This window comes from Kitasatospora sp. NPDC094016, from assembly GCF_040304045.1.
Taxonomy (GTDB): domain Bacteria; phylum Actinomycetota; class Actinomycetes; order Streptomycetales; family Streptomycetaceae; genus Kitasatospora.
This window is the reverse complement of record NZ_JBEOUK010000040.1, coordinates 25,785-52,095: the sequence shown is the minus strand read 5'-3', so window position 1 is coordinate 52,095 and position 26,311 is coordinate 25,785. Positions and strand designations below refer to the sequence as shown.

The 26,311-nt window shown below is 75.2% G+C and carries 23 protein-coding genes; 12 read left to right on the top strand and 11 right to left on the bottom strand.

Annotation, left to right across the window (positions count from 1 at the left end; translation table 11 throughout):
- The first annotated feature begins 130 nt into the window (after positions 1-130).
- Positions 131-973, top strand: a complete 843-nt coding sequence (locus ABT015_RS29075; RefSeq protein ID WP_402455835.1) for an undecaprenyl-diphosphate phosphatase — start codon at positions 131-133, stop codon at positions 971-973.
- Positions 974-1,113: 140 nt separating this feature from the next.
- On the opposite strand, the gene ABT015_RS29070 is transcribed toward ABT015_RS29075, so the two are convergent.
- Positions 1,114-2,619, bottom strand: a complete 1,506-nt coding sequence (locus tag ABT015_RS29070; protein ID WP_350884231.1) for a HEAT repeat domain-containing protein — start codon at positions 2,617-2,619, stop codon at positions 1,114-1,116.
- Between the two features lie 286 nt (positions 2,620-2,905).
- On the opposite strand from ABT015_RS29070, the gene ABT015_RS29065 reads away from it, so the two are divergent.
- Positions 2,906-3,436 carry a hypothetical protein gene (locus tag ABT015_RS29065; protein ID WP_350884229.1) on the top strand — a complete coding sequence of 177 codons (531 nt, stop codon included), beginning with the start codon at positions 2,906-2,908 and terminating at the stop codon, positions 3,434-3,436.
- A gap of 81 nt (positions 3,437-3,517) precedes the next feature.
- Here ABT015_RS29065 and ABT015_RS29060 read toward each other — a convergent pair whose 3' ends face one another.
- Complete coding sequence (locus tag ABT015_RS29060) at positions 3,518-4,999, bottom strand: DNA-binding protein NsdB (protein WP_350884227.1); 1,482 nt, start codon at positions 4,997-4,999, stop codon at positions 3,518-3,520.
- Between the two features lie 473 nt (positions 5,000-5,472).
- Here ABT015_RS29060 and ABT015_RS29055 point away from each other — a divergent pair, with 473 nt between their 5' ends.
- Positions 5,473-6,687 carry an aminoglycoside phosphotransferase family protein gene (locus ABT015_RS29055; protein WP_350884225.1) on the top strand — a complete coding sequence of 405 codons (1,215 nt, stop codon included), beginning with the start codon at positions 5,473-5,475 and terminating at the stop codon, positions 6,685-6,687.
- A gap of 36 nt (positions 6,688-6,723) precedes the next feature.
- Here ABT015_RS29055 and ABT015_RS29050 read toward each other — a convergent pair whose 3' ends face one another.
- The 3 genes from ABT015_RS29050 to ABT015_RS29040 form a co-directional block, all read right to left on the bottom strand.
- On the bottom strand, positions 6,724-7,995 hold the full coding sequence (locus ABT015_RS29050) for an acyl-CoA dehydrogenase family protein (protein WP_350884223.1): 1,272 nt from the start codon (positions 7,993-7,995) through the stop codon (positions 6,724-6,726).
- A gap of 318 nt (positions 7,996-8,313) precedes the next feature.
- Entirely contained in the window at positions 8,314-8,808 is a 495-nt protein-coding gene (locus ABT015_RS29045) for a hypothetical protein (protein WP_350884221.1), read from the bottom strand.
- 718 nt (positions 8,809-9,526) lie between these two features.
- Positions 9,527-9,766: a DUF397 domain-containing protein gene (locus ABT015_RS29040; protein ID WP_350884291.1), complete on the bottom strand. Its 240-nt coding sequence runs from the start codon at positions 9,764-9,766 to the stop codon at positions 9,527-9,529.
- Between the two features lie 467 nt (positions 9,767-10,233).
- Here ABT015_RS29040 and ABT015_RS29035 point away from each other — a divergent pair, with 467 nt between their 5' ends.
- A complete protein-coding gene (locus tag ABT015_RS29035; RefSeq protein ID WP_350884289.1) occupies positions 10,234-10,641 on the top strand; it encodes a PTS-dependent dihydroxyacetone kinase phosphotransferase subunit DhaM in 408 nt (135 codons plus the stop codon).
- Between the two features lie 119 nt (positions 10,642-10,760).
- Here ABT015_RS29035 and ABT015_RS29030 read toward each other — a convergent pair whose 3' ends face one another.
- From ABT015_RS29030 to ABT015_RS29020, 3 genes are all read right to left on the bottom strand, one after another.
- A complete protein-coding gene (locus ABT015_RS29030; protein WP_350884219.1) occupies positions 10,761-11,249 on the bottom strand; it encodes an NUDIX hydrolase in 489 nt (162 codons plus the stop codon).
- A gap of 73 nt (positions 11,250-11,322) precedes the next feature.
- Positions 11,323-11,832 (bottom strand): sugar transferase, encoded by a 510-nt coding sequence (locus ABT015_RS29025; RefSeq protein WP_350884217.1) that lies wholly within the window; start codon positions 11,830-11,832, stop codon positions 11,323-11,325.
- Positions 11,833-12,184: 352 nt separating this feature from the next.
- A complete protein-coding gene (locus tag ABT015_RS29020; RefSeq protein WP_350884215.1) occupies positions 12,185-12,457 on the bottom strand; it encodes a hypothetical protein in 273 nt (90 codons plus the stop codon).
- A 373-nt stretch (positions 12,458-12,830) separates the two neighbouring features.
- Between ABT015_RS29020 and ABT015_RS29015 the strand changes: the two genes are divergently transcribed.
- Positions 12,831-13,856: a polysaccharide deacetylase family protein gene (locus ABT015_RS29015; RefSeq protein WP_350884213.1), complete on the top strand. Its 1,026-nt coding sequence runs from the start codon at positions 12,831-12,833 to the stop codon at positions 13,854-13,856.
- 455 nt (positions 13,857-14,311) lie between these two features.
- On the opposite strand, the gene ABT015_RS29010 is transcribed toward ABT015_RS29015, so the two are convergent.
- A complete protein-coding gene (locus tag ABT015_RS29010) occupies positions 14,312-15,097 on the bottom strand; it encodes a glutamate racemase (protein WP_350884211.1) in 786 nt (261 codons plus the stop codon).
- A gap of 57 nt (positions 15,098-15,154) precedes the next feature.
- Between ABT015_RS29010 and ABT015_RS29005 the strand changes: the two genes are divergently transcribed.
- Both ABT015_RS29005 and ABT015_RS29000 read left to right on the top strand, forming a co-directional pair.
- Complete coding sequence (locus ABT015_RS29005; RefSeq protein WP_350884209.1) at positions 15,155-16,303, top strand: glycosyltransferase; 1,149 nt, start codon at positions 15,155-15,157, stop codon at positions 16,301-16,303.
- Positions 16,304-16,360: 57 nt separating this feature from the next.
- Complete coding sequence (locus ABT015_RS29000) at positions 16,361-17,107, top strand: SAM-dependent methyltransferase (RefSeq protein WP_350884207.1); 747 nt, start codon at positions 16,361-16,363, stop codon at positions 17,105-17,107.
- 55 nt (positions 17,108-17,162) lie between these two features.
- Here ABT015_RS29000 and ABT015_RS28995 read toward each other — a convergent pair whose 3' ends face one another.
- Positions 17,163-17,837 carry a thiol:disulfide interchange protein DsbA/DsbL gene (locus ABT015_RS28995; protein WP_350884205.1) on the bottom strand — a complete coding sequence of 225 codons (675 nt, stop codon included), beginning with the start codon at positions 17,835-17,837 and terminating at the stop codon, positions 17,163-17,165.
- A gap of 135 nt (positions 17,838-17,972) precedes the next feature.
- Positions 17,973-19,223, bottom strand: a complete 1,251-nt coding sequence (locus tag ABT015_RS28990; RefSeq protein WP_350884203.1) for a glycosyltransferase family 4 protein — start codon at positions 19,221-19,223, stop codon at positions 17,973-17,975.
- A gap of 313 nt (positions 19,224-19,536) precedes the next feature.
- Between ABT015_RS28990 and ABT015_RS28985 the strand changes: the two genes are divergently transcribed.
- The 5 genes from ABT015_RS28985 (at position 19,537) to ABT015_RS28965 (ending at position 26,253) form a co-directional block, all read left to right on the top strand.
- On the top strand, positions 19,537-20,667 hold the full coding sequence (locus tag ABT015_RS28985; RefSeq protein WP_350884201.1) for a glycosyltransferase family 4 protein: 1,131 nt from the start codon (positions 19,537-19,539) through the stop codon (positions 20,665-20,667).
- Between the two features lie 206 nt (positions 20,668-20,873).
- Positions 20,874-21,323, top strand: a complete 450-nt coding sequence (mscL, locus tag ABT015_RS28980) for a large conductance mechanosensitive channel protein MscL (RefSeq protein ID WP_063350160.1) — start codon at positions 20,874-20,876, stop codon at positions 21,321-21,323.
- A 345-nt stretch (positions 21,324-21,668) separates the two neighbouring features.
- Positions 21,669-22,478 (top strand): DUF6643 family protein, encoded by an 810-nt coding sequence (locus ABT015_RS38030; RefSeq protein WP_502897421.1) that lies wholly within the window; start codon positions 21,669-21,671, stop codon positions 22,476-22,478.
- A gap of 199 nt (positions 22,479-22,677) precedes the next feature.
- Positions 22,678-23,556, top strand: coding sequence for an MOSC domain-containing protein (locus ABT015_RS28970; protein WP_350884199.1), 879 nt, complete (start codon positions 22,678-22,680; stop codon positions 23,554-23,556).
- A gap of 243 nt (positions 23,557-23,799) precedes the next feature.
- Positions 23,800-26,253, top strand: a complete 2,454-nt coding sequence (locus ABT015_RS28965; RefSeq protein WP_350884197.1) for a right-handed parallel beta-helix repeat-containing protein — start codon at positions 23,800-23,802, stop codon at positions 26,251-26,253.
- The last annotated feature ends 58 nt before the right edge of the window (positions 26,254-26,311 follow it).

Sequence of the window (26,311 nt, the reverse complement as noted above, 5' to 3'; positions counted from 1 at the left end):
GCGCGCCCGCCCGTGCGCGGCCCGACGGCCGTGCGGGTCGCGGCCTGCCCGCCTGCCCGCACGCCCGCTCCGACCTGCGAGGACCGCACATGTACGACGACTCACGGATACCCCTGGTGGGTGTCTGGTGATCGACTGGTTCCACGGGGCCGTTCTCGGCCTGATCCAGGGGCTCACCGAGTTCCTGCCCGTCTCCTCCAGCGCCCACCTGCGGGTCTTCTCCGCCCTGCTGGGCTGGGACGACCCGGGCGCGGCCTTCACCGCCGTGACTCAGCTCGGAACCGAGACCGCGGTGCTGATCTACTTCCGCCGGGACATCGTCTCGATCGTGCGGACCTGGACGCTGTCGCTGTTCCGCCCGGCGCTGCGCTCGGACCCGGACGCCCGGATGGGCTGGTTCGTGATCATCGGCACGCTGCCGATCGGCATCCTCGGCAAGCTGTTCCAGGACACCATCGAGACCCACCTGCGCGATCTGCGGATCATCGGCACCACGCTGATCGTCTTCGGCCTGCTGCTGGCCTTCGCCGACCGCACCCGCGCGGTCCGGCACGCCCGGCCGATCACCGACCTCACCCTGCCGCACGCGGGCGTCTACGGCATCGCCCAGGCGCTCGCACTGATCCCGGGGGTGTCCCGCTCCGGCGGCACGATCAGCGCGGGCCTGCTGCTCGGCTACAGCCGGGAGGCGGCGGCCCGCTACTCCTTCCTGCTGGCGATCCCGGCGGTGCTCGCCTCGGGGGCGCTGGAGCTGTTCAAGATCGGCGAGGGCCCGGCACCGGCCTGGGGGCCGACCATCCTGGCCACCGCGATCGCCTTCGCGGTCGGCTACGCGGCGATCGCCTGGTTCCTCAAGTACATCTCGCACCACAGCTTTCTGCCGTTCGTGGTCTACCGGGTGCTGCTCGGCGTCCTGATCATCGGACTGGTGGCCGGCGGCGTGCTGGCCCCGGACGCGGGCGTCGTGAAGTAGAACCGCGTTCTACCAGGACAGCGTTCCAGCGCGACCCCGGAACAGCACCGCTCCGGAAAGCAGTGGGCCGGGACACCCGAGGGGGTGTCCCGGCCCGTCGTTCGCCAGAACCGGGAAGGCGGCCACCGGCCTGCGAGGCCCTACCGCCCGAACTCCCGGGCGGCCGTCAGCCGGCCACGGACGGCGGCGTGGACCTCGGCCTCCTCGGCCGGATCGGCCGCGAGCCGGCGCAGGCGCTCCAGCACGCGCGCGTCACCCGTGGTGGCGACATGGCGCGCGGCGAGCTCCCGCGTGGACTCCTCGCAGTCCCAGAGGCACTCGACGGCGGGGCCCTCGGGAAAGTGCACATCCGTCACGGCGAGCGCCCGGGCGGCGCGGCCGCGCAGTTCGGAGGAGGCGGCCTCCCCGTAGATGTGGCGCAGCACGGGGACGGCGTCGGCGGCGACCAGCCGCCCCGCACCGTCGACCAGCGAGCCGAGCCCGGTACCGCTGACCCCGCGGACGGATACCCAGCGGCGCAGCCCGTCGACGACGAACGGCGCGTCGGCCGGCTCCCCGGCGTCGGCGAGCAGTTTGACGGCGGCCTCGCCGAGCGCGCTGTCCGCGCCCCCGGTAGCCGGATCGGCCCAGCGGCGGGCCTGCGCCAGGACCTCGGGGCCGCGCATCCGGCCGACCAGTTCCAGGGCGGCGCGCACGATCCGGTCGTCGACGTCGACGGCGGCGGCCTCGATCAGCCCGGCGGCGGCCGGGTCCCGCTGGTCGACCAGGTAGCGCAGTGCCGCCCGGCGCGCGCCGGGCAGGCCGCCGCGGGCGGCCTCCAGGACGGCGGGGCGGTCCTCGGGCCGGACGACGGCGGTCAGGCAGCGGGCGGCCGCGGCGGCCCGGCGGTCCACGGCGTCGGGCGCGGCCGGATCGGGCTCGTCGGGCGCGGGCCGACTGTCGGCTCCGCCGAGAAAGGCGCCGGCCCCGAGGGCGCCCAGGCTCCCCTGGTCGGCCCAGGCCAGGACGTCGGCGGTGGACCAGCCCGGAGTGACGCCGCCGCGGTTGATCTGGCGCTGCCAGAGGTCGAAGGGTGACTGCTCGCTGGCCGCCGCCACTCTCGGGTGGTAGGCCGCCCACAGCCGCCAGGGCCGGGGCTCGTAGGCGTTGCGGATGAACTCGCGCAGCTCGGCGTCACCCTCGGGGCCCGGGGCGAAGCGGTCCAGGACGGCGGTGCCGAGCAGCAGCAGGCCGCGGTCGTCGTCGCGCAGGGCGAGCTCGTCGAGGGCCCAGGCCCAGTTGGCGCCGGTGGCGGTGTACTCGCGCAGCATCAGCAGCGCGTCGCGCCGGCCGTACGCGGCGAGGTGGCCCAGGACGGACAGGGCGAGGCCGGTGCGGTTCTCGTCGTCGCTGACGAGGTCCTCGGCGGAGTGGAGGTGGTCCTCGATGCCGTCGAGGGGCGCTTCCAGCTCCATGTAGAGGCGGGCGTAGTAGAGGGAGCGGTTCTCGACCTGCCAGTCGGCTCGCGGATCCCTGGTGACGCACTCCTCCAGCGCGGCGATGGCCTCGGTACGGTCGGCGGCCAGCGCGTGGAGCTGCCCGTCACCGCGGCCTCGCTGCAGGAGGCCGAGGAGGCTGGCACTGGGTGCTATCACTGGCTCGAACATGAGGTCAGCATCCGTTGCGGCGGTCGTAGTGGCAACGGGATTTCCGTCGCCGGGGTCTCTGGTCGGTACTGCGGTGGGCGCCCGGGCGCCGGAATCACCGAAGGTTACCGCCTCGCGCCACCTTCCGCACACAGGGCGACGACGGCTCCTGCCACAGTGGCATATGCCAGGGGAATTTTGCCTGCGTTATGTCCAAATCGCCCGCAGGGGTGAGAGCGCTGTGCCACAGTCTTCTCACCACCGGCGGCCCGCACGCGGCGGGCTTCCCCTGAGCGATGGACCCGCCATGAAGATGCCCATAGGCGTCGCCCGCCCGCCGGACACCGCCACGGTGGACGGCGCCCCGGCGGGCGCGACGGACGACGGCGCGCGCGGTGAGCCGAGCGGCGACGCCGACAGCGGAACGGACGGCAGAGTGGACGGCACGGCGCAGGAGCCGTCCAAGAACCCCGACCTCGGCGACGGACCCGGCGCCGACGACGGCCTCGACCACCTCATCGGCTCAGCCGAATGGGACCTCCTCACCGACCGCGTCCGCTGGAACGCGGACACCTACCGACTCCTCGGCTGCGACCCGGGCAACGGCCCGCTCAGCCTCGACCGGCTGCCCGACCGCCTCCCCGAGGCCGACCGGCCCGTGCTGCGCCGGATGATGACCGACGCCCTGGTCCACGGCCGCACCTCCGCCGGAACCCTGCGGATCCGCCGCGACGGCGCCCCGCACGCCAGCGTCGAGTGCGCGGGCGAGCCCGTCCTCGGCACGGACGGCACCGTCACCGCCCTGCGCATGCTGCTGCGGCCAGCACCCCCGAACTGACCGGGGCCGCCGGGACCTCGGAACCTCCGGGCCTCGGAACCCCCAAGGCTCAGGACCCCCAAGGCTCAGGACCCCCGGGCCTCAGGACCGCTTCGGCCGCTTCTTCGCGTCCGCCGCCCGCAACTCCCGCCCCAGCTCGGCCCGGAGCTCGTCCACCACCGGCAGGCCCCGGTAGCGCGCGGTCAGCCGGTACATCTCGCGCAGCCGGTCCCAGGTCCGGTGCGAGGAGTTCTGGCCGATCAGGTTCATCACCATCTTGGCCTGGAACTCCGCCGCGTCCGGCTCGCCGCTCAGCCAGTGGACCGAGGCCAGGGTGATCCGGTCGAACAGCGCCGAGCGCAGCTGCCCGGTGCCCTCCCGCAGGGTGATCACCCGCTCCGCGTGCCGCTGCGCCTGCGCCGCCGCCGAGGGGTCGTGCTCCGCCAGCGTGCGCAGCACCAGCGCCTGCATGCCGCGCAGTTCGGCCTCGTCGAACACCTGCATCCAGGACGGCGGCGGCTCCGGCGCGCCCTCGGCGAACAGGTCCTCGGCCTCGCCGAGCAGCCGCCAGGTGTCCTGGGAGTGCCCGATCGAGGCGTGCGCCCAGGCCTCGACGGTGTTCAGCATCGCGCGCGTTCTCGGCAGCACCCGGCCGCCGGCCGCCTTGGCCGCCGACATCAGGTCGATCGCGTCGTCGGCCCGGCCCAGGTGGACCATCTGCCGCGCGGCCCGGGAGATCGCCTCGCCGGCCCGCGGTCGGTCGCCGGCCTCCTTGGCCGACTCCGCCGCGATCATGAAGTACCGCTGGGCGGTGGGCTCCAGGCCCACGTCGTGCGACATCCAGCCCGCCAGCACCGCCAGGTTGGCCGCGACCAGCCACAGCCGCTGCTCCACCGCCGGCGCGTGCCGGTGCGTCAGCAGGCCTCCCACCTCGTTCAGTTGACCGACCACCGCCTTGCGCTGGAGCCCGCCGCCGCGCGCCGCGTCCCAGGCGCGGAACACCTGGACCGAGCGCTCCAGCGACTCCACCTCGTCGAGCCCGACCGGGCCCGCGTCGTACACGTCCACCGCGGGGCGCGCCCCGCCCTGGGTGATCACCTGGCGCGGCCCGGGGACCGAGGCCGCGTACGCGACCGCGTCCCCCCCGAGCCAGCCCTTCAACGAATCGGCGATGACCGTTCCGGCCGTGAGCGCGGCACCCGCGCCCACCAATCCACGTCGGTTCAGCATGAGGTCCATTCCCGTGAACTCGGTGAGGACCGCGGCCGTTCGATCCGGCGACCATGGCACTGCTGCGGACTGCGCCGCTCCGGACCTGGTGGGCCGGTGTCGTTCCAGACCGAGGTCCTCAGTGGTGACGACACGGCCGAGCCGCTCCGTGAACACGGCCGCCAGCACCCTCGGCACCGGATCCCGGGGGATCTCCCCCTGCTCGATCCAGCGCCGTACCCTCGACGTGTCGGTGGACAGCTGCTGCTGCCCCATCGCGGCACCCCTACGGTTGACCAGCCGCGCGAGCTCGCCCTTCGACCAACCGGTCAGGACGAACAGATCAGCGAGTCGGGTGTTGGGTTCCCTGCTCAACGAAGCCCCCAGGTTCCTCGGCTGATTCGAGGCTAGAGGCTCCGGCAAGTGCCAGGCGAGCATTCGCCACCGTTCGCCAGGGCCCGCCAGACTACTAAGCCAGTGCGCGGCGGGTGTGTTGTAGGGGTGCGCCACCTCGCCCCCGGGTCGGGCGGCGTCCCACCGGCGTCGGGGCAGTCCCCCGACCGTGGCACGGGACGCTCCCGGTCCTCACCCGAGGGGGTGGCGCGGCCGGGTGGCGCGGGGGCGCCGGGCACGGCCACGGCAGTCCGGCCGACCGTACTCCCCAGGGTGCGGACGGCCGGAGCACCGCCGTCGTCCGGGTCTCACGACCCCGCGTCCGTGCCCGGCGCCCGCGCACCACCCACCGCACCGAGTCAGGGCCGCCGTCACGCCAGGAAGCACGCGGCACCGGCCCTCCCCGCACCGCGGGGCGCACCTGCCGACGGACAGAAAGGGACCACCCTCACCCCATGTACTCCTCAGCGACGACCCCCTCGCCGACCGCGACCCGCACCGCGCTGCGCCCCCCCACCGCGGCCGCCGGGCGCCCCGGGCCGAAGCAGGTGCCCCCGTCGAGCCGCCCGGTGGCTCCGCACGGCACCGACGGCCGGTCCACGGACGCCCGGGTCCCGTCCGGCCGTGCGGCGCTGGGGCTCCGCGGCCCCGAAGCGGCCCCGCCCGTCGGCGGCCGGCTCCCGCTCGCCCGCCAGGCCGACGGACGGGTGCTGCGCCCGCCGCACCGGCCCGGCCAGGTCGGCGGCCCCGAGCGGATCGACCCGTCGGCGCTGCAGACCCCGGCGGTGCGGGCCGCGCTGGCGAGTGTCGCGCGGATATGTCCCGCGTTCACCCCGCGTCAGGTGCTGCGCGAGGGCAGCCGCCACATCCTGGTGGCGGGCACCATCGGGCGGGCCCCGGTGGTCGCCAAGTGCCTGGCGCCGCAGGCGGTGCGGAGTGGGCACTTCGAGCAGTTGGTGGCCGACTTCCACCACGAGGTGGCGGTCTACCGGGCGTTCGTCCGGCACCGCCCGCCGGTGCGGCTGCCCCGGCTGGTCGCCGCCGACCACGACCGCTGCGTGCTCGTCATGGAGCGCGTTCCCGGGCGCCCGGCGGCGCGGGAGCGCCACCCGGTCAACGCGCCCACCCCGGGCGAGGTGCGGGCGCTGCTGACCGCCGTCCGGACGCTCAACCTGTGGCGGCCGCCGACCGACGTGTTCCAGCCACGCATGGACTACCCGATGGAGATCGCCCGTTACCACTCGGTGGGGCAGCTCACCGACCGGGACGCCGGCGACCTGCGCGGCCTGCTGCACGGCCTCGGCCACACCCCGCTCCAGCTCTGCCACGGCGACGCCCTGCTCAGCAACATGCTGCTGGCGCCGTCCGGCCCGGTGCTGGTCGACTGGGAGCAGGCCGGCTGGTACCTGCCCGGCTACGACCTGGCGGTGCTGTGGAGCGTGCTGTCCGGCGACACCGCGGCGCGCCGCCAGATCAGCCAACTCGCCCAGAGCGGCGGCACGCTGGCCCGGGACGCGTTCCTGGTCAACCTGGTGCTGGTGCTGATGCGGGAGATCCGGCTGTACGACGTGCCGGGCGCCGGCGAGGAGCAGCGGATCATGATCCGCCGGCTCTACGACGATGCCGCGCTCGCCCGCCGGGCCGTCCGGGCCGCGGTCGGCACCCGCTGAGGCTCCGGGCCCCGAGCCCCCGGGGCCCGGACTCCGCTACGGCCGGCCGCCGCGCTCCAGGGCGGTCCGGCCGGCGGCCTCCAGGACGGCCTCGTCCGGGGCGAGGTGCACCCGGCTGCTCAGCACGTCCCGCAGGTAGCGCTCCAGCGGGTGACGCCGGCTCAGGCCGGGGTTGCCGGTGAGCGAGATCGCCTGCTGGACCGCCGTCGTCGCGGCCCGGGTGGCCAGCAGGTGGGCCGGGCCGGTCCGGGCGACCGCGTCCGGCTCTCCCCGGTCCACCCGGGGGGCCAGCCCCTCGACCAGTTCCTCGGCGCCGATCAGCTGGGCCTCGATCTCGCCGAGGGCGCAGCGGTAGCGCGGCAGGGTGCCGAGCGGCTCGGTCAGATTGGCCGGAGTGCGCTGGTTGAGGAAGCGGATCAGCCAGGACTGGGCGGCGCGAGCCACCCCGATCGCCACCGCGGAGAGCGCCAGGTCGTGCCAGGCGAGGGAGAGTTCGGCGGCCCCGGCCCCGTCCGCCGCGCCGCCCTTGGGAGCGGTGAGGCCGAGCGCGAGCTCGGCCGGCACCCGGACCTGCTCCAGCACCACGTCGTGGCTGGCGCTGGCCCGCAGGCCGACCTGGTCCCAGGTCGGGTCGATCTCCAGGCCCTCGCTCTCGCCGCGGACCAGGAACGTCCCGACCCTCGGCTCCGGCTCGTCGGTCCGCGCGGTCACCGCCATCCAGGCCAGCGCCTCGGCGCCGGTGCAGTACGTCTTCCGGCCCGTCAGCGACCAGCCCTCGCCGTCCCGCCGGGCCACCGTGTCCGGCAGCGCTCCGGACCGGCCGCCGGGCTCCGCGCGCAGCGTGTTGACCAGGGCGGGCCCGCGCCGGGACTCGGTGAGCAGCCGCCGGTAGCCCGCCGTCGGCCAGGCCGCCCGGCGGGCCTGCTCGGCGTGCTGGAGCAGCGTGAAGGCGGTGACCACGGCCACCGAGGCGTCCCCGCGCCCGAGTTGGGCCAGCACCCGGACGGTGTCGGCGAGCGTGCCGCCCGGTCCGCCGTACCGCTGGGAGACGGTCAGGGTGAGCAGTCCGGCCTCGTGCACCGCCTCGATGCCCTGGTACGGGAAGGTGGCGTCGCGGTCGTGCTCCTCGGCGCGGGCGGAGAGCAGGTCGACCACCCGGGGCAGTCCGGCGAGGGCGGCGACGACGGCCGAGCGGTCGGGCGCCGGGTGGCCGGAATCCGACGCTCCCGAGGCGGCGCCGGGCACGGCGGCGGCCGCGGTGCCGGACGGGCGGTCCGCGGGCGAACGGTCAGCGGCGGTGGTCGTCATGGTGCTGGGGCCTCCGGGCGGCAGCGTGGGCGCGGCAGATGCGGGCGGCACGCCGGACGGGCGCGCGGTACCGGACGGGCGGCCCCGGAGGTCGGTTCACGGCCCGCCCCCGGATCCGGCGACGGCCACGAACGGCCGGCCGCATGCCGCCTCGGGGACGAATTCCCCCTCAGTGGCCCGGACACACCGCGCTGGCGGTGCGCCGCAGGTCCAGATAGCTGCGACGGGTCAGCAGCGGGAGACGGCACGACATGTCCGCGACTGTACGAACCCGTGATCGAAACCGTCAAGCGACGTCCGAGCCCTGGTCGAGGCCGGTCAGCCCTGCTGGAACATGTCGGCCGGGAGCGGCTTCAGCAGCTGATACAGGTCGTCCGAAATCGGTCGGTCCCAGGACGCGATGGTGACCTGGACGCCGTCGCTGCGCCCGAACTGGGCGCAGAACACCCGCTCCTCGCTGACCTTGACCTTCTTCACGATCAGCAGGTCGTCCCCGAGCATCACCGGGAAGTCCTCGGCCGAGACGAAGTCGACCGGCTCGTCGCTCTCCAGCGCCGCGAGCAGCTGCCGCACCTCGAAGGGCACGCTGTCGCCGGTCTCCCGGGCGGGCGAGCCCTCGGGGAGGTTGCCGATGAACATCGCCGGGCCTCTGCCGCCGAACAGGTCGTAGCGCAGGAAAATCCCCTGGCAGGAGCCGTCCGGGCCGGTCATCATGGCCGCACCGAAGTCGCCGGGCCAGTCACCCGGGTCCATCGCGAGCACGTCGAAGTCCGGGCCGGCGGGCTGTCCGGAGCGACGGCGGAGAAAAGACATGGGAACATCGTACGTGCCCGGCACACCACGCTCGCGAGGTGGGTGGGGCACCGTCGGGAGATCGACGCTCAGAGACCAATGTTGACTCTGAGCAACCGTCCGGGCTACGTTCGGTTCAGCACGACAGCCGTTCTGGGTTTCACCCTCCGGGGGGACGGCATGTCGCAACGCGGCCCTACACGCGTTTCCCTCACTGTGCACATCGTCGTGCCGAACTGCCGAGCACCCAGCTTCGTCGTCGCACACAGCACAGCACACAAGCCAACAGTTCCATCACCACAAGCCAGATCCGCGGGGCCCCGGCCCGTCGCTCCCGCGGATCTTGCTCGGGACGCCGCCGCGTGGGGGCGTGCGGGTCCCGAGCAAACGGTGTCGCCGCCGAGTCGCTCTCGGCGTCGACGCCAGCCTCCCGGCGACTGCCGGCCCCTCGTGGGCCGGGACCGGCCGGCGCACCCCGGTGCGCAGGGGATGACTGGGAGGATGGCCTGGCGTTGCTGCCGGGTCGCACAGCAGGCGCCGTGTCTGGCCGCGTGGGGGCGGTGGGCACGGCGTCTGCCTGTGCTCATACTCTGAGCTGCGTTTGTCTAACAGTCAACAGAAATTCTGACGGGGCACGTTCAATAGATCATCAGTTGTGATGTTCGGGGCCGGAATCGACCGCGGAGCGGGCCCCGTTCCGGCGGGGCCCGCTCCGCGGTCGTACGACGGTCGCCCGGGCTCAGGTGAGGTCGAACTCGCCGTCCCGGGCACCGAGCACGAAGGCCCGCCACTCCCCCGGCGTGAACACCAGGACCGGACCGTCCTCCTGACGGCCGTCCCGCATCCCGATGTACCCGTCCACGAACGCGATCTGGACATCCCCGACGCCCTGGCTGCTGCACAGCCACTTCGCCCCGGTGAAGTCCACCTTCGGCTTCCCGCTCGGCGCCAGCTGCGGCTCCGCGCCGCCCGCCTCCACGTCGATCCCGCTGTTGACTGCCACTACCCGGTCTCCTCCCGACGGCTTTCCCGGCCAGCCTAACCACACCCGCCCGCCCCGGTCAGCGGGTTGACGAGGACTCCACCAGCCGGGCCCGGACGCCGCCGGAGGCCCGCTCAACGCGTGTCCCGCCCGGCGGCGGCCACCGGAGCTGCCAGAGTGCTTGGCAGCGCGGGGGACCACCCCCCGCCGGCCGTACGCGGGCCCCCGACGGCCCGCCCGGGCCCCGCCCCGGCCCCGCGGAAGCCGATGCGCACCGGACGCGGCCCGCACCACCTCGCCCAGCACCGCCCACCACCGCCCAGAGGGAGCAGCCGATGAGCCGCCGGGACGGCACCCGCGCCGATGTCATCCCCATCTCCGACGCCCCCTCGGCCCACCCCCCGGCGCCCCGCACGCCACCCGCGCCCGCCACGCTGCCCCGGCCCGCCTCCGGCCGGCCTCCCGTGCACGGCCGGGTCGGGATCGTCCTGGTGTCGCACAGCCAGGAACTGGCCATCGCGGTACGCGCCCTCGCGCTCGCCTTGACCGGATCCGACTCCCCCGCCCCGATCGCCGCGACCGGCGGGGACCAGGGCGGTCCCGGCATCAGCGCGGTCCTGGTGGCCGCCGCCACCCGCCGGGTCGACCAGGGCCACGGGGTCGTGGTGCTCGCCGACCTGGGCAGCGCCGTCACCACCGTGCGCGCCCTGCTGTCCGACGCCGACGAGCACGGCCTCCCGTTCCCGGTCCGCTTCGCGAACGCGCCGTTCGTCGAGGGCGCGGTGGCGGCCACCGCCACCGCCACCGCGGGCGGCGACCTCGCCGCCGTCCTGGACGCCGCGGAGGAGGCCTACCGGCAGCGCAAGGGCTGAGCGGCCTCGCGAACTCCGCCCACCCGGGGTGACCGGGCGGCTACCATCGGCGAAGGGCCCGGGCTCCCGGCCCGCCCGGGGAGGGGAGGCGAGGATGCGGACCGTCCGCCGTGCGCCGCTCAGGAGCGCTCCTTGCCCTCCCACACGAAGACCGTCGACCCCTCGCACTCCAGTGCGTGGCGCAGCCGCTCGTGCTCGACCTCGATCATCGGCGGCAGCCCGTCCAGCGGGTACCAGCCGACCTCCAGCGACTCGTCGTCGTTCACCCTCGCCTCGCCGCCGACCGCCCGGCACCGGAAGGTCAGCACCAGGTACTGCGTCACGTCGCCGTTCGGGTAGGTGACCTGCGGCGAGACGGTGACCGAGGCGAGCAGTTCGGGCACGGCCACCACCCCGGTCTCCTCCAGGCACTCGCGCACCACGCCGTCGGCGGGCTGCTCACCGGGGTCGAGGATGCCGCCGACCGGCGCCCACCTCCCGTCGTCGGCCCGTCGGCCCAGCAGCACTCGGCCGCGGTCGTCCAGGACGACGGCGACGACGGCGGTCAGCCAGAGCGGGCGGGTGCCCACCAGGGCACGGAGATCGGCGAGGAACGGGGGAATGGCCATGCGCCGCAGCCTAGGCCCTGTCCGGCGGGGCCCCGGGCCGACGCCACCGACGTGCGGTCCGCGGCACGCGGGCTCATCGCGCGAGGCCGCCCTCCGGGCGCAGCAGGGCCAGCACGGTCAGCCCGAGGATCCGCAGGTCGAGCCGGAGCGAGCGGTGCTCCACGTACCAGAGGTCGAGTTCGGCCCAGTCCGGCCGGGCGAGCGGGCGGCGGGCCTGGAGCTGGGCCCAGCCGGTCAGTCCGGGCCGGACGTCGAGCCGGCCGCGCTCGCGGCGGGAGTAGCGGACCACCTGGTCGGGGCGGACGGGCCGGGGGCCGATCACCCCCATCTCGCCGCGGGCGACGTTCCACAGCCGGGGCAGTTCGTCCAGGCCGGTCCGGCGGAGCAGGGCGCCGAGCCGCCCTCCCCGGCTGGTCCGGAAGCGGAGGACCTGGAACTCCCGGCCGTGCCGTCCGGCCCGGGTCAGCCGCAGGAGCACCGGACCGGGCGCCGTACAGCGCAGCAGGCCGGCGATCACCAGGGCCAGCGGGAGCGCGACGATCCCGGCCAGGGCGGCGAGGGCGAGGTCCCCGCCGCGCCTCATCCGGCGGACACGGTGGTGCGCCGTGCGCCGTCCGGCTCACCGCCGGGTGCCCCGCCCGGATCCCCGACCGCTTCTTTGACCGGATCGGACGTGGCGCTGCCGCCCATCTCTTCCCCTCCGCGGCACCGTCGAGTCCACGGCACCGTCGAGCCGCAAGAACGCATTCACAGTAGAGGCGCCTCGAAGCCGTGGCCCGGGAATGGTGAAAGAAGTGGGCAGAGGATTGTCCGACAGGCCGAAATTCGGTCGATCTGACCAATATTGCTCGATCTGCTGCTCGACCTACCGCCTGAAATGCCGAGGGCAATCGAAGTACAGCCGTCCACCGAAGGCCGGCCGGTCGCCGAGGCAATCAGAGCGCGGCGCGGCGGCGGTACCGCAGCAGCCCGAACGCGATCCGGCCGAGCAGCAGCACTCCCGCGGCCAGACAGCCCGCCACCGCCATCGCCCAGGCCGGACCGTCACTGTCCGGAACGATCACGGCCACCACAATGCCCAGCGCGAGGCAGGCCAAACCCACCATCGCCAGCGGAAGCTGGTGGGTGACCAGGGCTCCACCACTCCACGCACGGGCCATCCTGGTCGCGCCGTGCAGGTGGAAGGGATCACGGTCCGCATCTGCCATGAGCCCAAGGTACCCCCGGCGAACGCCGGAGGCAGCCCGCGGGCAGTGAACGTTCGGCCACCCGGTGCGACCGGCCCGCCTGCCCTGCCCGAGCCCCCCGCGGCCCGGCCCCGGTCGTGCATTCCGGCTCCACAATCAGTCCACATCAGTTCACATCAGTCCACGAAAAATCCTCGTCCCCCCGGTACAACCATCCGCTCGGTGCAGCGGTCTCAATGGCATTGAGCGATCCAGGAGCCGTTCGCGGGAAGGGTGCGAGCCCCCCACCGCGGACCGGAATACCCAGGAGGCGGAGCCGCCGCCGCCTGGAGTCGGAGGCCGGGCTCCGTCCTCCGGCGGTACCGCCACGCCGCTCGGCGACCGAGGGGGAACCGTGCCGCAGTCCCAGTCCACCACGTCGATCTCCATGGCCCCCACCAGGCCAGTCCCGTTCGTGCGCCCGCTGCCGACGGCCACCCGCCGCCACCCGACGGCCGACCGGGGCCGGGCGGACGCGCGGGGCGAATGGCTGCGGTTCGCCCCCGTCCAACCCCTGTTCCGCGCCCGCGCCGCACAACGCCTCGCCGTCCTCGCCTACCACGGCGTCACCGACCACCGGTCCTTCGGCGCCCAGCTCGACCGGCTCCGAAGACTCGCCACCCCGGTCTCGCTCACCGCCGTCCTCCAAGCCGTCACCGAACAGCGGCCGCTGCCGCCCCGCAGCGTCCTGGTCACCTTCGACGACGCCGACCGCAGCGTCCTCACCCACGCCCTGCCCGCCCTCGACGCCCGCGGCATCCCCGCCACCGCCTTCGTCATCTCCGAGCTCATCGGCACCGAGCGCCCCTTCTGGTGGCACGAGGCCGACTTCCTCGCCCGGCACGGCGGCCGTGCCCGCTCGCTCGACTGCGGGCACCCCTCCCAGCTGCTCCCCCGGCTCAAGGCCATGCCCGACCCCGACCGGCGGCGCAGCCTGCACGAGCTACGGGTCAGCGCCGACCGCCGCCCGCCCCGCCAGGAGCAGCTCACCCCCGCCGACCTGCTCGCCCTGCGCGACGGCGGCGTCGCCATCGGCAACCACACCCAGGGGCACCCCTGCCTCGGCCGCTGCGACGACGCCACCGTCCGCACCGAGATCACCGGCGCCCACGAAGCCCTCACCCGCTGGCTCGGCGAACCCCCGATCGCCTTCGCCTACCCGGACGGCGGGCACGACCCGCGGGCCGAAACCGTCCTCCAGGAGCTCGGCTACCGCCTCGGCTTCCTCTCCGACCACCGGCTCGGCCCCCGTATCCCCTCCCACCCGCTCCAGATCAGCCGTCTCCAGGTCGACTCCACCACCAGCACCCGCCGCTTCGACACCATCCTCTCCGGCCTCGAACCCGCCTACCGTCGCTGGCGCCGCCAAGCCGTCGCCTGACCGGCCGGGGCACGCAAGGGGACGCAGGGGCACCCAGAGGCCATCAGGGACAAAAATGAGCCCCGACAGGGACTGGTACGGGACTCTTGGGGGCGAAATTTGGGCCTGCCTCAGCGGCCAACCAGCCGCCCGTAGGGCAAAGCCCTGCCCTACGGGCACAGAACGTCGGGCGGGCCGACTTCCCGCGTCGGCGGCTGCGGACGGGCAGCCGGCCGCCACGGACTCCTCGGCCCACCCCGGGAGCTGAGGGGGCAAAGATTTGCCCCTCAGCTCATGACGGAGAACGTCGAGCGGGCCGGCTTCCGGCACCGGGGCAGGCGCCCTGCGCTCGGCTGCCCCGGATGGGGATCAGCTGCGGTGGCGTGCCGCGCGGGCCGAGGGGCCGATCGCCGGCGGGCGAAACCTGGCCCGGCCGCGGCTCGCCGGGGCCACGTGCTCCGCGAGGGCGGCGGCGGTCACGCCGGCAGCGTGCTGCGCATCAGGGCGGCGAGGGTGCGGCCCTGGGGATAGAGGAGTGCGGCCGGGGGGAGGGCGGCGGGAGCGCCGGCGTGGAGCACGGTGATGGTGCCGGCGCCGGTGCGGGTGGGGTCGGTGACGCGGCGCAGCGCCTGGGCGGCGACGGCGTCGGCGGAGCCGTGCAGGGTGAGCGCCGGGGAGGCGGTGGGGGCGACGGCGGCGCGGATGCGGTCGTCGACCAGTTCGTAGTGCGTGCAGCCGAGGACGATCGCGGCGGTACCGGCGGGGGTGCGGGCGGCGGCGTCGGCGATGGCGGCGGTGATGCCGGCGTCGTCGCCGTGTTCGATGGCGTCGGCGAGGCCGGGGCAGGCGACCTCGGTCACGTCCGCGGTGCCGCCGAAGTCGCGGATCAGGCCGCGCTGGTAGGCGCTGCCGGTGGTGGCCGGGGTGGCCCAGATGGCGACGGAGCCGCCGAGGGCGGCGGCGGGTTTGATCGCCGGGACGGTGCCGACGACGGGCAGCCCGGGTTCGAGTTCGGCCCGGAGGGTGGCGAGCGCGTGCACGGAGGCGGTGTTGCAGGCGATGACCAGCGCGTCCGGTTCGAGCGCCGCGGCGGCGAGCGAGCAGCCTCGGGCGAGGTCGGTGACCTCCTCGGGGGTGCGCGGCCCCCAGGGCATCGAGGCCGGGTCGGAGGAGAGCACCAGATCGACGTCCGGGCGCAGCTTCCGAAGGGCGGCGGCGGCGGCCAGCAGGCCGATTCCGGAGTCCATCAGTGCGATCTTCACGGGGCAAGACTTTAGTCGATCCGCCCGATCCGGCCGGTTCTGCGGCAAACTGCGGGAGTGACCGTCCTGGTGTGGATCGCCGCGTTCTCCCTGCTGGTCTGGCTCTGGTTGGCGTGCTGCCACGGGCTGTTCTGGCGCACCGACGTGCGGTTGCCGCCGCGCCGTCCGCCGGTGCGCTGGCCGCAGGCGGCGGTGGTGGTGCCGGCCCGGGACGAGGCGCAGGTGCTGCCGGTGAGCCTGCCGACGCTGCTGGCGCAGAAGTACCCGGGGCGGGCGCGGGTGATCCTGGTGGACGACCACAGTTCGGACGGCACGGGCGCGGTGGCGGCGGGGCTGCGGACGATGGACGGGCTGGAGCTGACCGTCACGACCCCTCCCCCGCTGCCCCCGGGGTGGACGGGCAAGTTGTGGGCGCTGCGGCACGGGGTGGAGCTGGCCGGTCCGGACGTCGAGTACCTGCTGCTGACGGACGCGGACATCGCGCACGGGCCGGACTCGCTGGCGGAGCTGGTGGCAGCGGCGGAGAGCAACGGGCTGGACCTGGTGTCCCAGATGGCCCGGCTGCGGGTGGAGACCGGCTGGGAGCGGCTGATCGTGCCGGCCTTCGTCTACTTCTTCGCGCAGCTGTACCCGTTCCGCCGGAGCAACCGGCCCGGTGGGCGGACGGCGGCCGCGGCGGGCGGCTGCTCGCTGGTGCGGCGGGAGGCGCTGGAGCGGGCCGGCGGGGTGGCCGCGATCCGGGGCGCGGTGATCGACGACGTGTCGCTGGCGCGGGCGGTGAAGTCCTCGGGCGGGCGGACCTGGCTGGGGCTGGCCGGGGCGGTGGACAGCGTCCGGCCGTACCCGCGGCTGGAGCAGCTGTGGCGGATGGTGTCGCGCAGCGCGTACGCGCAGTTGCGGCATTCGCCGCTGCTGCTGCTCGGGACGGTGCTGGGGCTGGCGCTGGTGTACCTGGTGCCGCCGGTGGCCACGGCGACCGGGCTGGTCGCGGGGGCGCCGGCGGTGGCGGTGGCCGGCGGGGCGGCCTGGGCGCTGATGGCGGGCACCTACCTGCCGATGGTGCGGTACTACCGGCAGCCGGCGCCGGCCGTGCTGCTGCTGCCCTTCACGGCGGGCCTGTACCTGCTGATGACGGTGGACTCGGCGGTGCAGCACCGGCGGGGCCGGGGCGCGGCGTGGAAGGGCCGGACGTACTCACGGACCTGAGCGTTCCGGGGCCCGAATTCGCGGGCGCGGCAGTCCGGTCGGCTCCATACTGCTCGAATGGACCGTCAGAGGATCTCCCGTCTCGCCCATGCCCACCACCCGATCGCGGCGCCGCTGACGGACGAGTCGGTGGCCGTGCTGCTGGAACGCGCGACCGCCGGGTCGGCGGTCGGCCGGGTGCTGGACCTCGGCTGCGGCGAGGGGGCGTGGCTGGTCCGGGCGCTGGCGGCGCGTCCGCGCTGGCGGGCGGTGGGGGTGGATCTGGACGCGGCGGCGCTGACCCGCGCCAGGGAGGCGGCGACCGCGCTCGGCGTGGTGCGCCGGATCGGCCTGCACCACGTGGACGCACGGGAGTTCGGCTCGGTCGAGCCCTTCGACCTGGTGCTGTGCGTCGGTGCCACCCACGCCTTCGGCGGGCTGCTGCCCACGCTGGCGGCGGCCCGCGAGCACCTGGCCCCGGGCGGTCGGGTGCTGGTCGGCGAGGGCTTCTGGGAGCGGGAGCCGTCCCGGGCGGCCCTGGACGGGCTGGGCGCGGCCCGGGACGACTACGCGGACCTGGCGACCACCACGGACCGGGTGCTGGCGGACGGCTGGACACCGGTGTCCGGGTACGTGAGCAGCCCGCAGGAGTGGGACGACTACGAGTTCGCGTGGACGGGCGCGCTGGCCGAGTGGGCGCTGGAGCACCCGGACGACCCCGATGCGGCGGCCGCCCGGGAGGCCGCGGACCGGCACCGGCGGGAGTGGCTGCACGGCTACCGGGGGACGTTCGGCTTCGTGACGTACCTGCTGCGCCAGGGCTGAACCTCCCCTCCGGGCGGGCCGCCGGAGGGCCGTCCGGTACCGGCCCGGGGCGGGCTCAGTGCCCGCGCAACTGCTCCTGCTGCACCAGGTAGTCCAGCACCTCGGGCATCGCCTCGACGCCGCCGGCCTTGCTCGGCGAAGTCCGGTACTCGCCCTGGACGACCACCGTCGGCAGCTCGTTGACGCCGTAGCGGACGAACTCGACGGCGGCCTCGTCGACCGACCGCGCCACCTCGTCGGAGCGGTACGTCCGGCCGAAGAGCTGGGCGTCCACGCCGTGGCGCACCGCCCAGTCGGTGGCGGTGGCCTCGGTGGTGAGGTCGGTCTGGTCGGTGTGCACCGAGCGGAAGACGCTGCTCTGCAGGCGCTCGACCAGGCCCAGGCGCTCCAGCGTGTAGTACAGGCGCGCGTGGCCGCGCTGGGCGCCCTCGTCCGGGCTGCCCGGCCAGATCGCCGGGACGCGCCGCAGCGCGACGTCCGCGCGGTGCTTCTGGGCCCAGGCCTGCAAGGGCTCCTCAAGCTGCTGGGAGTGGCTGCAGTCGTACCAGAAGAACTCGGCCGCCTCCGTGCGGACGCTCTCGCGCACCGGCTGCGGATGGTCGAGCTTGACGAACTGGGTGCCCTCGGAGGGGGGTTGGTGACTCACCGCGCCGGCCTGGAGGGGGGACACGGCGATCCCGGCGGCGATGGCGAGCAGGACGGTGGACCGCAGCAGCGACTTCGAGTTCACACCGGGCAGTGTGCTGTCGGCGGTTCGTTACCGTCGAGTTCGGCCGGGGCGCGCTGGCCCGGATTCGCCCGATCGGCCCAACCCAGCGCCCGGCCCGGCGCGCGGCTCGGCGCCCGGCCCGGCGCCGCAGGTCGGTCACGGACCGGTGCGCGCCCCCGGGCCACCCCCCGCCCACACCTCGGCGACCAGCCCCTGCCAGGCGTCCACCACGGCGCCGAGCTCGAAGTGCTCCAACGCGTGCGCCCGGGCGGCCGCGCCGAGGCCCGCACGGTTGCACGCCAGCACCTTGGCCAGCGCCTCGGCGAGGGCCAACGGGTCCCCGGGGGCGACGAGCGCGCCGGTGGCACCGTCCCGGACCACCTCGCGCACCCACCCGACGTCGGTGGCGACGGCGGGCACGCCGGCCAGCGCCGCCTCGATCAGCGCGCCGGGCACGCCCTCGCTGTCGCTGGTGAGCAGCAGCGCGTCGGCCGCCCGGTAGAGCGGCGCCGGATCGGGCAGGGCGCCGAGGAAGTGGGCGCGGGCGGCGGCCGGGTGGCGGGCCAGCGTCTCGCGCAGCGGGCCGTCCCCGGCGATGGCCAGCCGGACGTCCGGCAGCCGGTCCAGGACGTCGAGAGCGAGGTCGAGCCGCTTCTCCGGGGCGATCGCCCCGATCCAGGCGACCAGCAGGACGTCGGCGGGCAGGCCGAGCGCGTGCCGGGCGGCACGCCGGTCGGCCCGGCCGTCGGCGGGCGGATAGCTCTCGGCGGCCCGGGAGTTGGAGATCACGTGCACCTTTCCGTCGGGCAGCCGGAACTGCCCCTCCAGGACAGCGCGGGCCTCGTCGGTGAGCGTGGTGACGGCGGCCGCGCGGTGCATCAGCGCGCCGCCGCGCACCCGGCGCAGCCGGTTCGCCGTCCAGTAGCGGGGGTGGCCGACGGAGACGTAGACGAAGGGGGTGCGGGTGCCGGCCAGGGCGAGGGCGCAGGCCGCCAGGGTGTCGGAGCCGTGGGCGAGGACCACGTCGGCGCCGCGGGCGGCCGCGCGCAGCGCGCGCAGGGTGCCGGGGCGCAGGCGGCCGGAGCCGAGGACGGCGGCGCGTAAGTCCTCCTCGTCGGCGCAGGCGCCGGGGTGCGGGTCGGGCTGCCGGTCGAGCCCGTCGGGGCGGGCGCCCGGACCGGCACCGGCGTGAACTCCGGTGCGGTCCGCGGCGCGGGGCCCGGGGAGGGCGGGCCCGGCGGCCGGGTGCGGGGCGAGGGCGCACAGGGCGGAGGCCTGGCCCCGGCGGCGCAGTTCCCGGTGGAGGTCACGGGCGAAGTTCTGGGCGCCGCCGCGGCGTGGATCACTGATCAGGTGCAGGACGCGGGGACGGGTTCCGGCCGGGTCGGCCGACGTATGGTCGGGCATGGACCGACCTTGGCACAGCGCCCCGCGCCGTACAGCCCCTTCGCGCAACCTGGTGGTGGCCCGTGCGCCCGCGTGAATACACCTGATGTGCGCTGGTCGACTGCGGCCGTGCGCCGGCTGCTCCCGTCGTGCGCCCCGTTCCGCCCCCTCTCGCCCTGCCTCGCCCCGCCGCACCCCGGCGTCCGACCCCGGCCGCCCCATGGCTGGCGGGCCTGACGGCCACCTGCGATGCTGATCACCAGTCAGGGGGCGTCCGGCACGGGAGAACGGACGCGCCCGCAGCGGGCGGGGGTGGCCGGTGCAGGTGCTTCTGGTGGTCGACAGCGTGAACCGGACCGGCGGGGCGGAACGCGCCCTGGTCTCGATGGCCCCCCAACTGGTGCGCGCCGGCGTCACCTTGGACGTCGCCTACCTCTACGACTCCCCCGGCGGCTGGCAGCCGGAGCTGACCGCGGCGGGCGCCGCCGTGTTCGGCGTCGGCCGGCCGACCGGGGCCGCCACCGCCGCCGCGCTGCGCCGGCTGATCCGCGAACGCCGGCCCGATCTCGTCCACACCGCCCGCCACGCCTCGGACGTGCTCGGCCGGGCCGCCGCCCTGGCCGCCCGCACCCCGGTGGTTTCCAGCCTGCTCGACCCGGCGTACGGACCGGAGCAGTCGGCGGCGCACGGGGCGAGCCCCTGGCGGATGCGCACCGCGCAGGCCCTGGACGCGGCCACCGCCCAGGGCGCCCGCCGCTTCCACGCGCTCACCCGGCACGTGGCCGGCACGATGGCGCGGCGGCTGCGCGTCCCCCGGCGGCGGATCGACGTGGTGCCGCGCGGGCTCGACCCGGAGCTGCTGGGCACGGCCACCCCGGAGCGGCGGGCCGCCGTACGCGGTGCGCTGGAGCTGGCGCAGGACGTGCCGGTGGTGCTGGCCGCCGCCGGGCAGCACCACCGCAAGGGCCTGGACGTGCTGCTGGCGGCCTGGCCGGCGGTCCGGCGCGCGCAGCCGGGGGCCGTGCTGCTGCTCGCCGGCGCGGCGGGCCCGGAGAGCGCACGGCTGCGGGCGCTCGCCGAGTCCGCCGGGAGCGTCCGCCTGCTCGGGCCGCGCGAGGACGTGGCCGATCTGATGGCCGCCGCCGACGTGCTCGCCGTGCCGTCCCGCTGGGCGGGCCAGGGCGGCACGGCGATCGAGGCGATGGGCGTCGGGGTGCCGCTGGTCTGCGCGGACGTGCCGGCGTTGCGCGAGACGGTCGGCTCGGAGGACTACGCCCGGCTGGTGGCGCCGGAGCGGCCGGCCGAACTGGCGGCGGCGGTCGTCGACACACTGGACGACCGGGCGGCGGCGCGGGTGCGGGCGAAGGCCGCGCGGGCGCGGTTCCTGGCCTCGTTCACGCTGTCCCAGGTGTCCGCGCACATGGTCGAGTTCTACGAGCGCGCGCTGCGGGTGCGGCCGCTCTGACCCCTCCGGCCCGGCGGCGGCCGGATCGACCCGTACGCGCAGCGCCCGGGCTGCGCCCGGAACCGGCCGGCGCGTCCTGCGGCCGGTTACGCGGATCGGGTGAACGCGGTTGGACCTCGGCCCGGCCCGGTCGGCAGGATGTCCGGCCGGGGCGCCCGTCACGCTGCCTCATCTCCCCCTCCCCCGTACGGATTTGGAGTCACCCGGTGTTCAAGGGATTCCGCAGCTTCCTGCTGCGCGGCAACGTGGTGGACCTCGCAGTCGGCATCGTGATCGGCGCGGCCTTCACCGCCGTGGTCACCGGGTTCGTCACCGCCTTCCTCACCCCGCTCATCGGGGTCGCCACCGGCGCCGTCGGCGACTTCACCCAGAAGACCTTCGAGGTGGCCGGCACCCGGTTCCCGTACGGGGTCTTCGTCAACGCGCTGATCGGGTTCGTGCTGGTCGCCGCGGTGATCTACTTCGCCGTGGTGCTGCCGGTCGGCAGGCTGCAGGCGCGCTTCGAGTCGGCCAAGCCGGCGCCGGTCGTGAAGGTCGACTGCCCGGAGTGCCTGAGCCCGATTCCGGCCGCGGCGACCCGCTGCTCCTTCTGCACCTCGGAGGTCGCGGGCCGGCCGGGCCTCCCGGCGCAGGCGCAGGCGTTGCAGGCGAGCTGACCACGGGCCCGAGGCCGCTGACGGGGACTTTATTCCCGAAACATTCACGAGCCCTCGTCGGACCGTCGGCGGGGGCTCGAATGCGCCGGCGCACGCCCTGTCCGCAAAAGTTTCTCCGGCGGGCCCCGAACCGTCCACCGCCCGGTCACCGCAAGGGTTCGCCGCGCCGCCGTCCGGGTACTGTTCGATCACTGACGGCACGCCGAGGTTGTCCGGAAGTGAACGCCGGTATGTCCGTTCTTCCTACTTTCGAAACCTTTGTGCGAGCGAAGACTGTGTAAACAGTCGAACTGCTCCCCCTCCCGCTCTCCTCAGCAGGCGCGTTGTGGGCTTACCGTATGCCCCATGACCTCGCCCCGCTCCTACGACGGAGTCGGCTACCCCTCTCCGTCCTTCTCCTCCGGCACGCCGATCTACGACAGCCTCGTGGCTGAGCGCGGCGTCCCCCAGATCGCACCCATCAACGTGCCGGCGGCCCTGCCGCCGGCCATGTCGTCCGGTTACGGGGCCAGCACCGGCCCGTCCTACGAGAACCGGTACGGCAACGGGTACGAGAGCGCCGGCAGCAACCTCCCCGCGCTGCCGCCCGCCCGCCTCGCTCTGGGCCCCGGCCCGAGCAGCGCCCCCTCCGCCGGTCCCGCCACGGCGTACATCCCCGCGCAGCCCGCGCCGGCGTACGCCTCCGCGCCCCAGCCGCCCGTCCCCGGCTACGGCGCCCCCCAGCAGTACCAGCGGCCGCAGCCCGCCGCACCGGCCTTCGCGCAGACCGCCAGCGGCGGCTACCAGCCGACCGGCGGCCAGAGCTTCGGCGGCCAGAACACCTTCATCGGCGGCCAGGGCGGCCAGCAGTCCTTCGGCGCGCAGCCGATCGGCGGTCCGGGCGCGTTCGGCCCCGGGCAGCCGGGCGGCCAGCCGCAGGGCGGTCCGCAGAGCTTCGGCGGCCAGCAGTCCTTCGGCGGCCCCGGCCAGGCCGGCCCCGGCTTCCAGGGCCAGGGCGGCGACCAGGGCTTCGGCGGCGCCCAGCTGCGCCCGGCCATGGCGCCGGTCCGCCCGATGCAGCCGCAGCGCCCGGGCCCGTACGGCGAGCCCGGCAACAACGCCTACAACGCGGGGGGCCAGCAGGGCGGCTACCAGCAGCAGGGCCAGGGCTACTGAGCCACTGACCTCCAGGGCCGGACCCCACCCGGCCCGCACCCGCACCACCTGAGCACCACCCGGCGCGCTCCCCGCGCCGGGCGTACGGAGAAACGGGTCATCCACGGACCGCCCGGAACGCCCCCCACGGCGTCCCGGGCGGTCCGTGCGCGTACGGGGCTCCTGCCGAGCACCGGGAACCGGCTGGCAGGATGGGGGAATGCAGCTCACCGGACTCCACGTCTACCCCGTCAAGTCCATGTACCGCCTGAGCCCGGACACCGCCGCCGTCGAACCCTGGGGCCTGGCCGGAGACCGCCGCTGGATGCTCGCCGACGCCACCGGACGCTTCGTCAGCCAGCGCGAGAACGCCGCCCTCGGCCAGATCCGGCCCGACCTGCTGCCCGACGGCACGCTCTCCCTCACCGCCCCCGACGGCTCCCGGATCGAGGTCCCCGCGCCCGCCGTCGCAGCCGGCGACCCGCTCGCCGAGGTCGAGGTCTGGGGCACCCGCTTCCGCGCCGCCGAGGCCGCCAAGGAGGCGCACCAGTGGATCGTCGAACACCTCGGCGACTACCGCCTGGTCCACCTGGACGACCCGCACGCCCGGCCGGCCGACCCCGACTACGCCGAGCCCGGCACCACCGTCTCGATGGCCGACGGCTTCCCCCTGCTGCTCGCCACCACCGCCTCGCTGGAGCGGCTCAACGAGCTGATCGCCGCCGAGCACCCCGACGGCCACGAGCCGCTGCCGATGGAGCGCTTCCGCCCCAACGTCGTGGTGGGCGGCGCCGAGCCGTGGGCCGAGGACGGCTGGCGCCGGATCCGGATCGGCGACCTCACCTTCAAGGTGGTCAAGCCCTGCGGCCGCTGCGTCATCACCACCACCGACCAGGAGAGCGGCGAGCGGCGCGGCCCCGAGCCGCTGCGCACCCTGGCCCGGCACCACCGGCTGCTGAAGAAGGCCGCGTTCGGGCAGAACCTGATCCCGGAGCGGCCGGCCGGCACCACCGGCGACGTGCTCGGCACGCTGCGCGTCGGCGACCGGGTCGAGGTGCTGGAGGACGGGGCGCAGTGGCCCGCCGACGCGCGGGGGTGAACCATCGGCGCGCCGGTTCACCGGCTCCCCCGGACGCCCCCACGGCGCGTCCCCGGCTCGGAACCACGGGTGTGCGCGCTCGTTGAACAAGTGGTCGGAACCTGTGGCGAAGGCGCGAGCCCCCGGTGCCCGCGCGACCGCGGCCGACCGGACCACCCATGGAGGCGCGCTACGGTGGGCGGGCGGCCCGCGCGTACGGCCCGTTGAACGCCGGCTCGACGAAGGTGGGGACGACAGACCGTCATGGCAGAGCACAGGGTCCGGGTCACCCAGGACAGCGCATCCCGCTGGCGCCGACGCGCAGGCGAGTACGACACCCTCGCGGAGGCCCTCGCGGCCGCCGAACCGGGCGACACCGTGACCGTCCGGCCGGGGACGTTCCGGGAGAACGTGCTGCTGGACAAGCCCGTGACGATCGTCCCGGCCCAGGGCCCGGGCACCGTCCGGATCGACCCGCCGTCCGGAGTGGCGCTGACCGTCACCGCCGACGCCACCGTCCGCGACCTCGTCGTCGAAGGCGGCGACAGCTCCACCCCGGCCGTCCTGATCACCGGGCCGCAGACCGCCCCCTCGCTCAGCGGCTGCCGGATCGAGACCCGCTCCGCCACCGGCATCGAGATCACCGACGGCGCCCGACCCACCCTGCGCGGCTGCGTCGTCGCCAACCCGGCCGGACTCGGGCTGCGCCTGCGCGGCCCCGGCACCGCCGCCGCCCTGGAGGACTGCGAGGTCGCCGCCGCCGGGCAGGCCGGACTCGCCGTCCTCGGCGGCGCCACCGCCGCCCTCGACCGCTGCAAGGTCCACCACGCCGCCGGCGCCGGCGTCCTGCTCTCCGACCCGGGCAGCGCCGCCGAACTGACCGGCTGCGAGATCTACGAGATCCGCGGCAGCGGCGTCCAGGCCGAGGCGCAGGCCCGCGGGCGGCTCGTCGACTGCGAGATCCACCGGGTCACCGGCAACGGCCTGACCCTGGACGGCGAGGCCGAGCTCGTCCTCACCGGCTGCCGGGTGCACGACCTGCCGGAGAACGGCGCCGACCTGCGCGGCCGCTCCCGGCTCAGCCTCAGCCACAGCACCGTCCGGGACTTCGGGCGCGGGGCCCTCTCGGTCTGGGACCAGGGCACCGAGGCCGTCGCCGAGTCCTGCCAGATCCACGGCTCCACCGGCGAGTACCCGGCGCTGTGGGTCAGCGACGGCGCCCGGCTCACCCTCACCGACTGCTCGCTGTACGACCTGCCGGACGCGCTGTTCGTGCTCGACCGGGACTCCGCCGCGATCGCCGCGGACTGCTCCTTCAGCCGGATCCGCAGCTCGGCGGTCTCGGTCAGCGGCGGCGCGGCGGTGACCCTCACCGGCTGCCGGGTCCAGGAGGCCGGCACCGGCCTGTGGTTCCGCGACCACGGCAGCGGCGGCCTTCTCACCGGCTGCGAGATCTCCGACGTGGCCACCGGGGTGATCGTCACCAAGGGCGCCGACCCGGTGCTGCGCGACTGCACCGTCCGGGCCAGCACCGACGCGGGCGTGTACGTCTCGGCGCAGGGGCGGGGCACCTTCGAGGACTGCCGGGTCTCGCACGGCAAGGGCTTCGGCTTCCACATCATCGACGGCTGCCGCACCCAGCTGACCCGCTGCCGGGCCGAGCAGAACGAGCGGGCCGGCTTCGAGTTCTCCGAGCCCGGGCCGGTCGCCGAGGGCTGCACCTCGGACGATGTCGGACCGGCGGCCGGCGCGGCCGAGGTGCCGGGCCCGCGGACCGCCCAACCGGCCTCCGCCACCGCCCCGTCGGCCGGGAGGGCCGGTGTGGGCGGGGTGGCCGGCACCGCCGTCGCCACGTCCGCCGCGGCCGCCGCCACCTCGGCGATCGCCCCGATCCCGGACTGCCGGCCCGCCGACGAGGCGCTCGCCGAACTGGACGCACTGGTCGGGCTGGCCACCGTCAAGCAGGAGGTGCGCACGCTCATCGACCTGATCTCCGTCGGCAAGCGCCGCCGCCAGGCCGGGCTCAAGGCGCCCTCGCTGCGCCGGCACCTGGTCTTCACCGGCGCCCCCGGCACCGGTAAGACCACCGTCGCCCGGCTCTACGGCGAGATCCTCGCCTCGCTCGGGGTGCTCCAGCGCGGACACCTGGTCGAGGTGGCCCGGGTCGACCTGGTCGGCGAGCACATCGGCTCCACCGCGATCCGCACCGCCGCCGCCTTCGACCGCGCGCGCGGCGGGGTGCTCTTCATCGACGAGGCGTACGCGCTCGCCCCCGAGGACGGCGCGCGCGACTTCGGACGGGAGGCCATCGACACCCTGGTCAAGCTGATGGAGGACCACCGGGACGAGGTGGTCGTCATCGTGGCCGGCTACACCCTGGAGATGGAGCGCTTCCTCTCCGCCAACCCCGGTGTCTCGTCCCGCTTCTCACGCACCATCACCTTTCCCGACTACACGGCGGACGAGCTGCTGGAGATCGCCCGGGCCCAGTGCGCCGAGCACGAGTACGCGCTCGCCGAGGCGACCGAGGGCGTGCTGCTGGACCACTTCGCCCGGCTGGAGCGCGGCCCCAACTTCGGCAACGGACGCACCGCGCGGCAGGTCTTCGAGACCATGGTCGAGCGGCACGCGATGCGGGTCGCCCACCTCGCGGACCCATCGACGGAGGAGCTCCAGCTCCTCGTCCCGGCCGACCTGCCGGGCGGACCACTGCCCTGACGGCGGGGACCCGGCGCCGTGACCTCGGGCGGGGGGCGGGGGCGCCGGGCGGGCGACG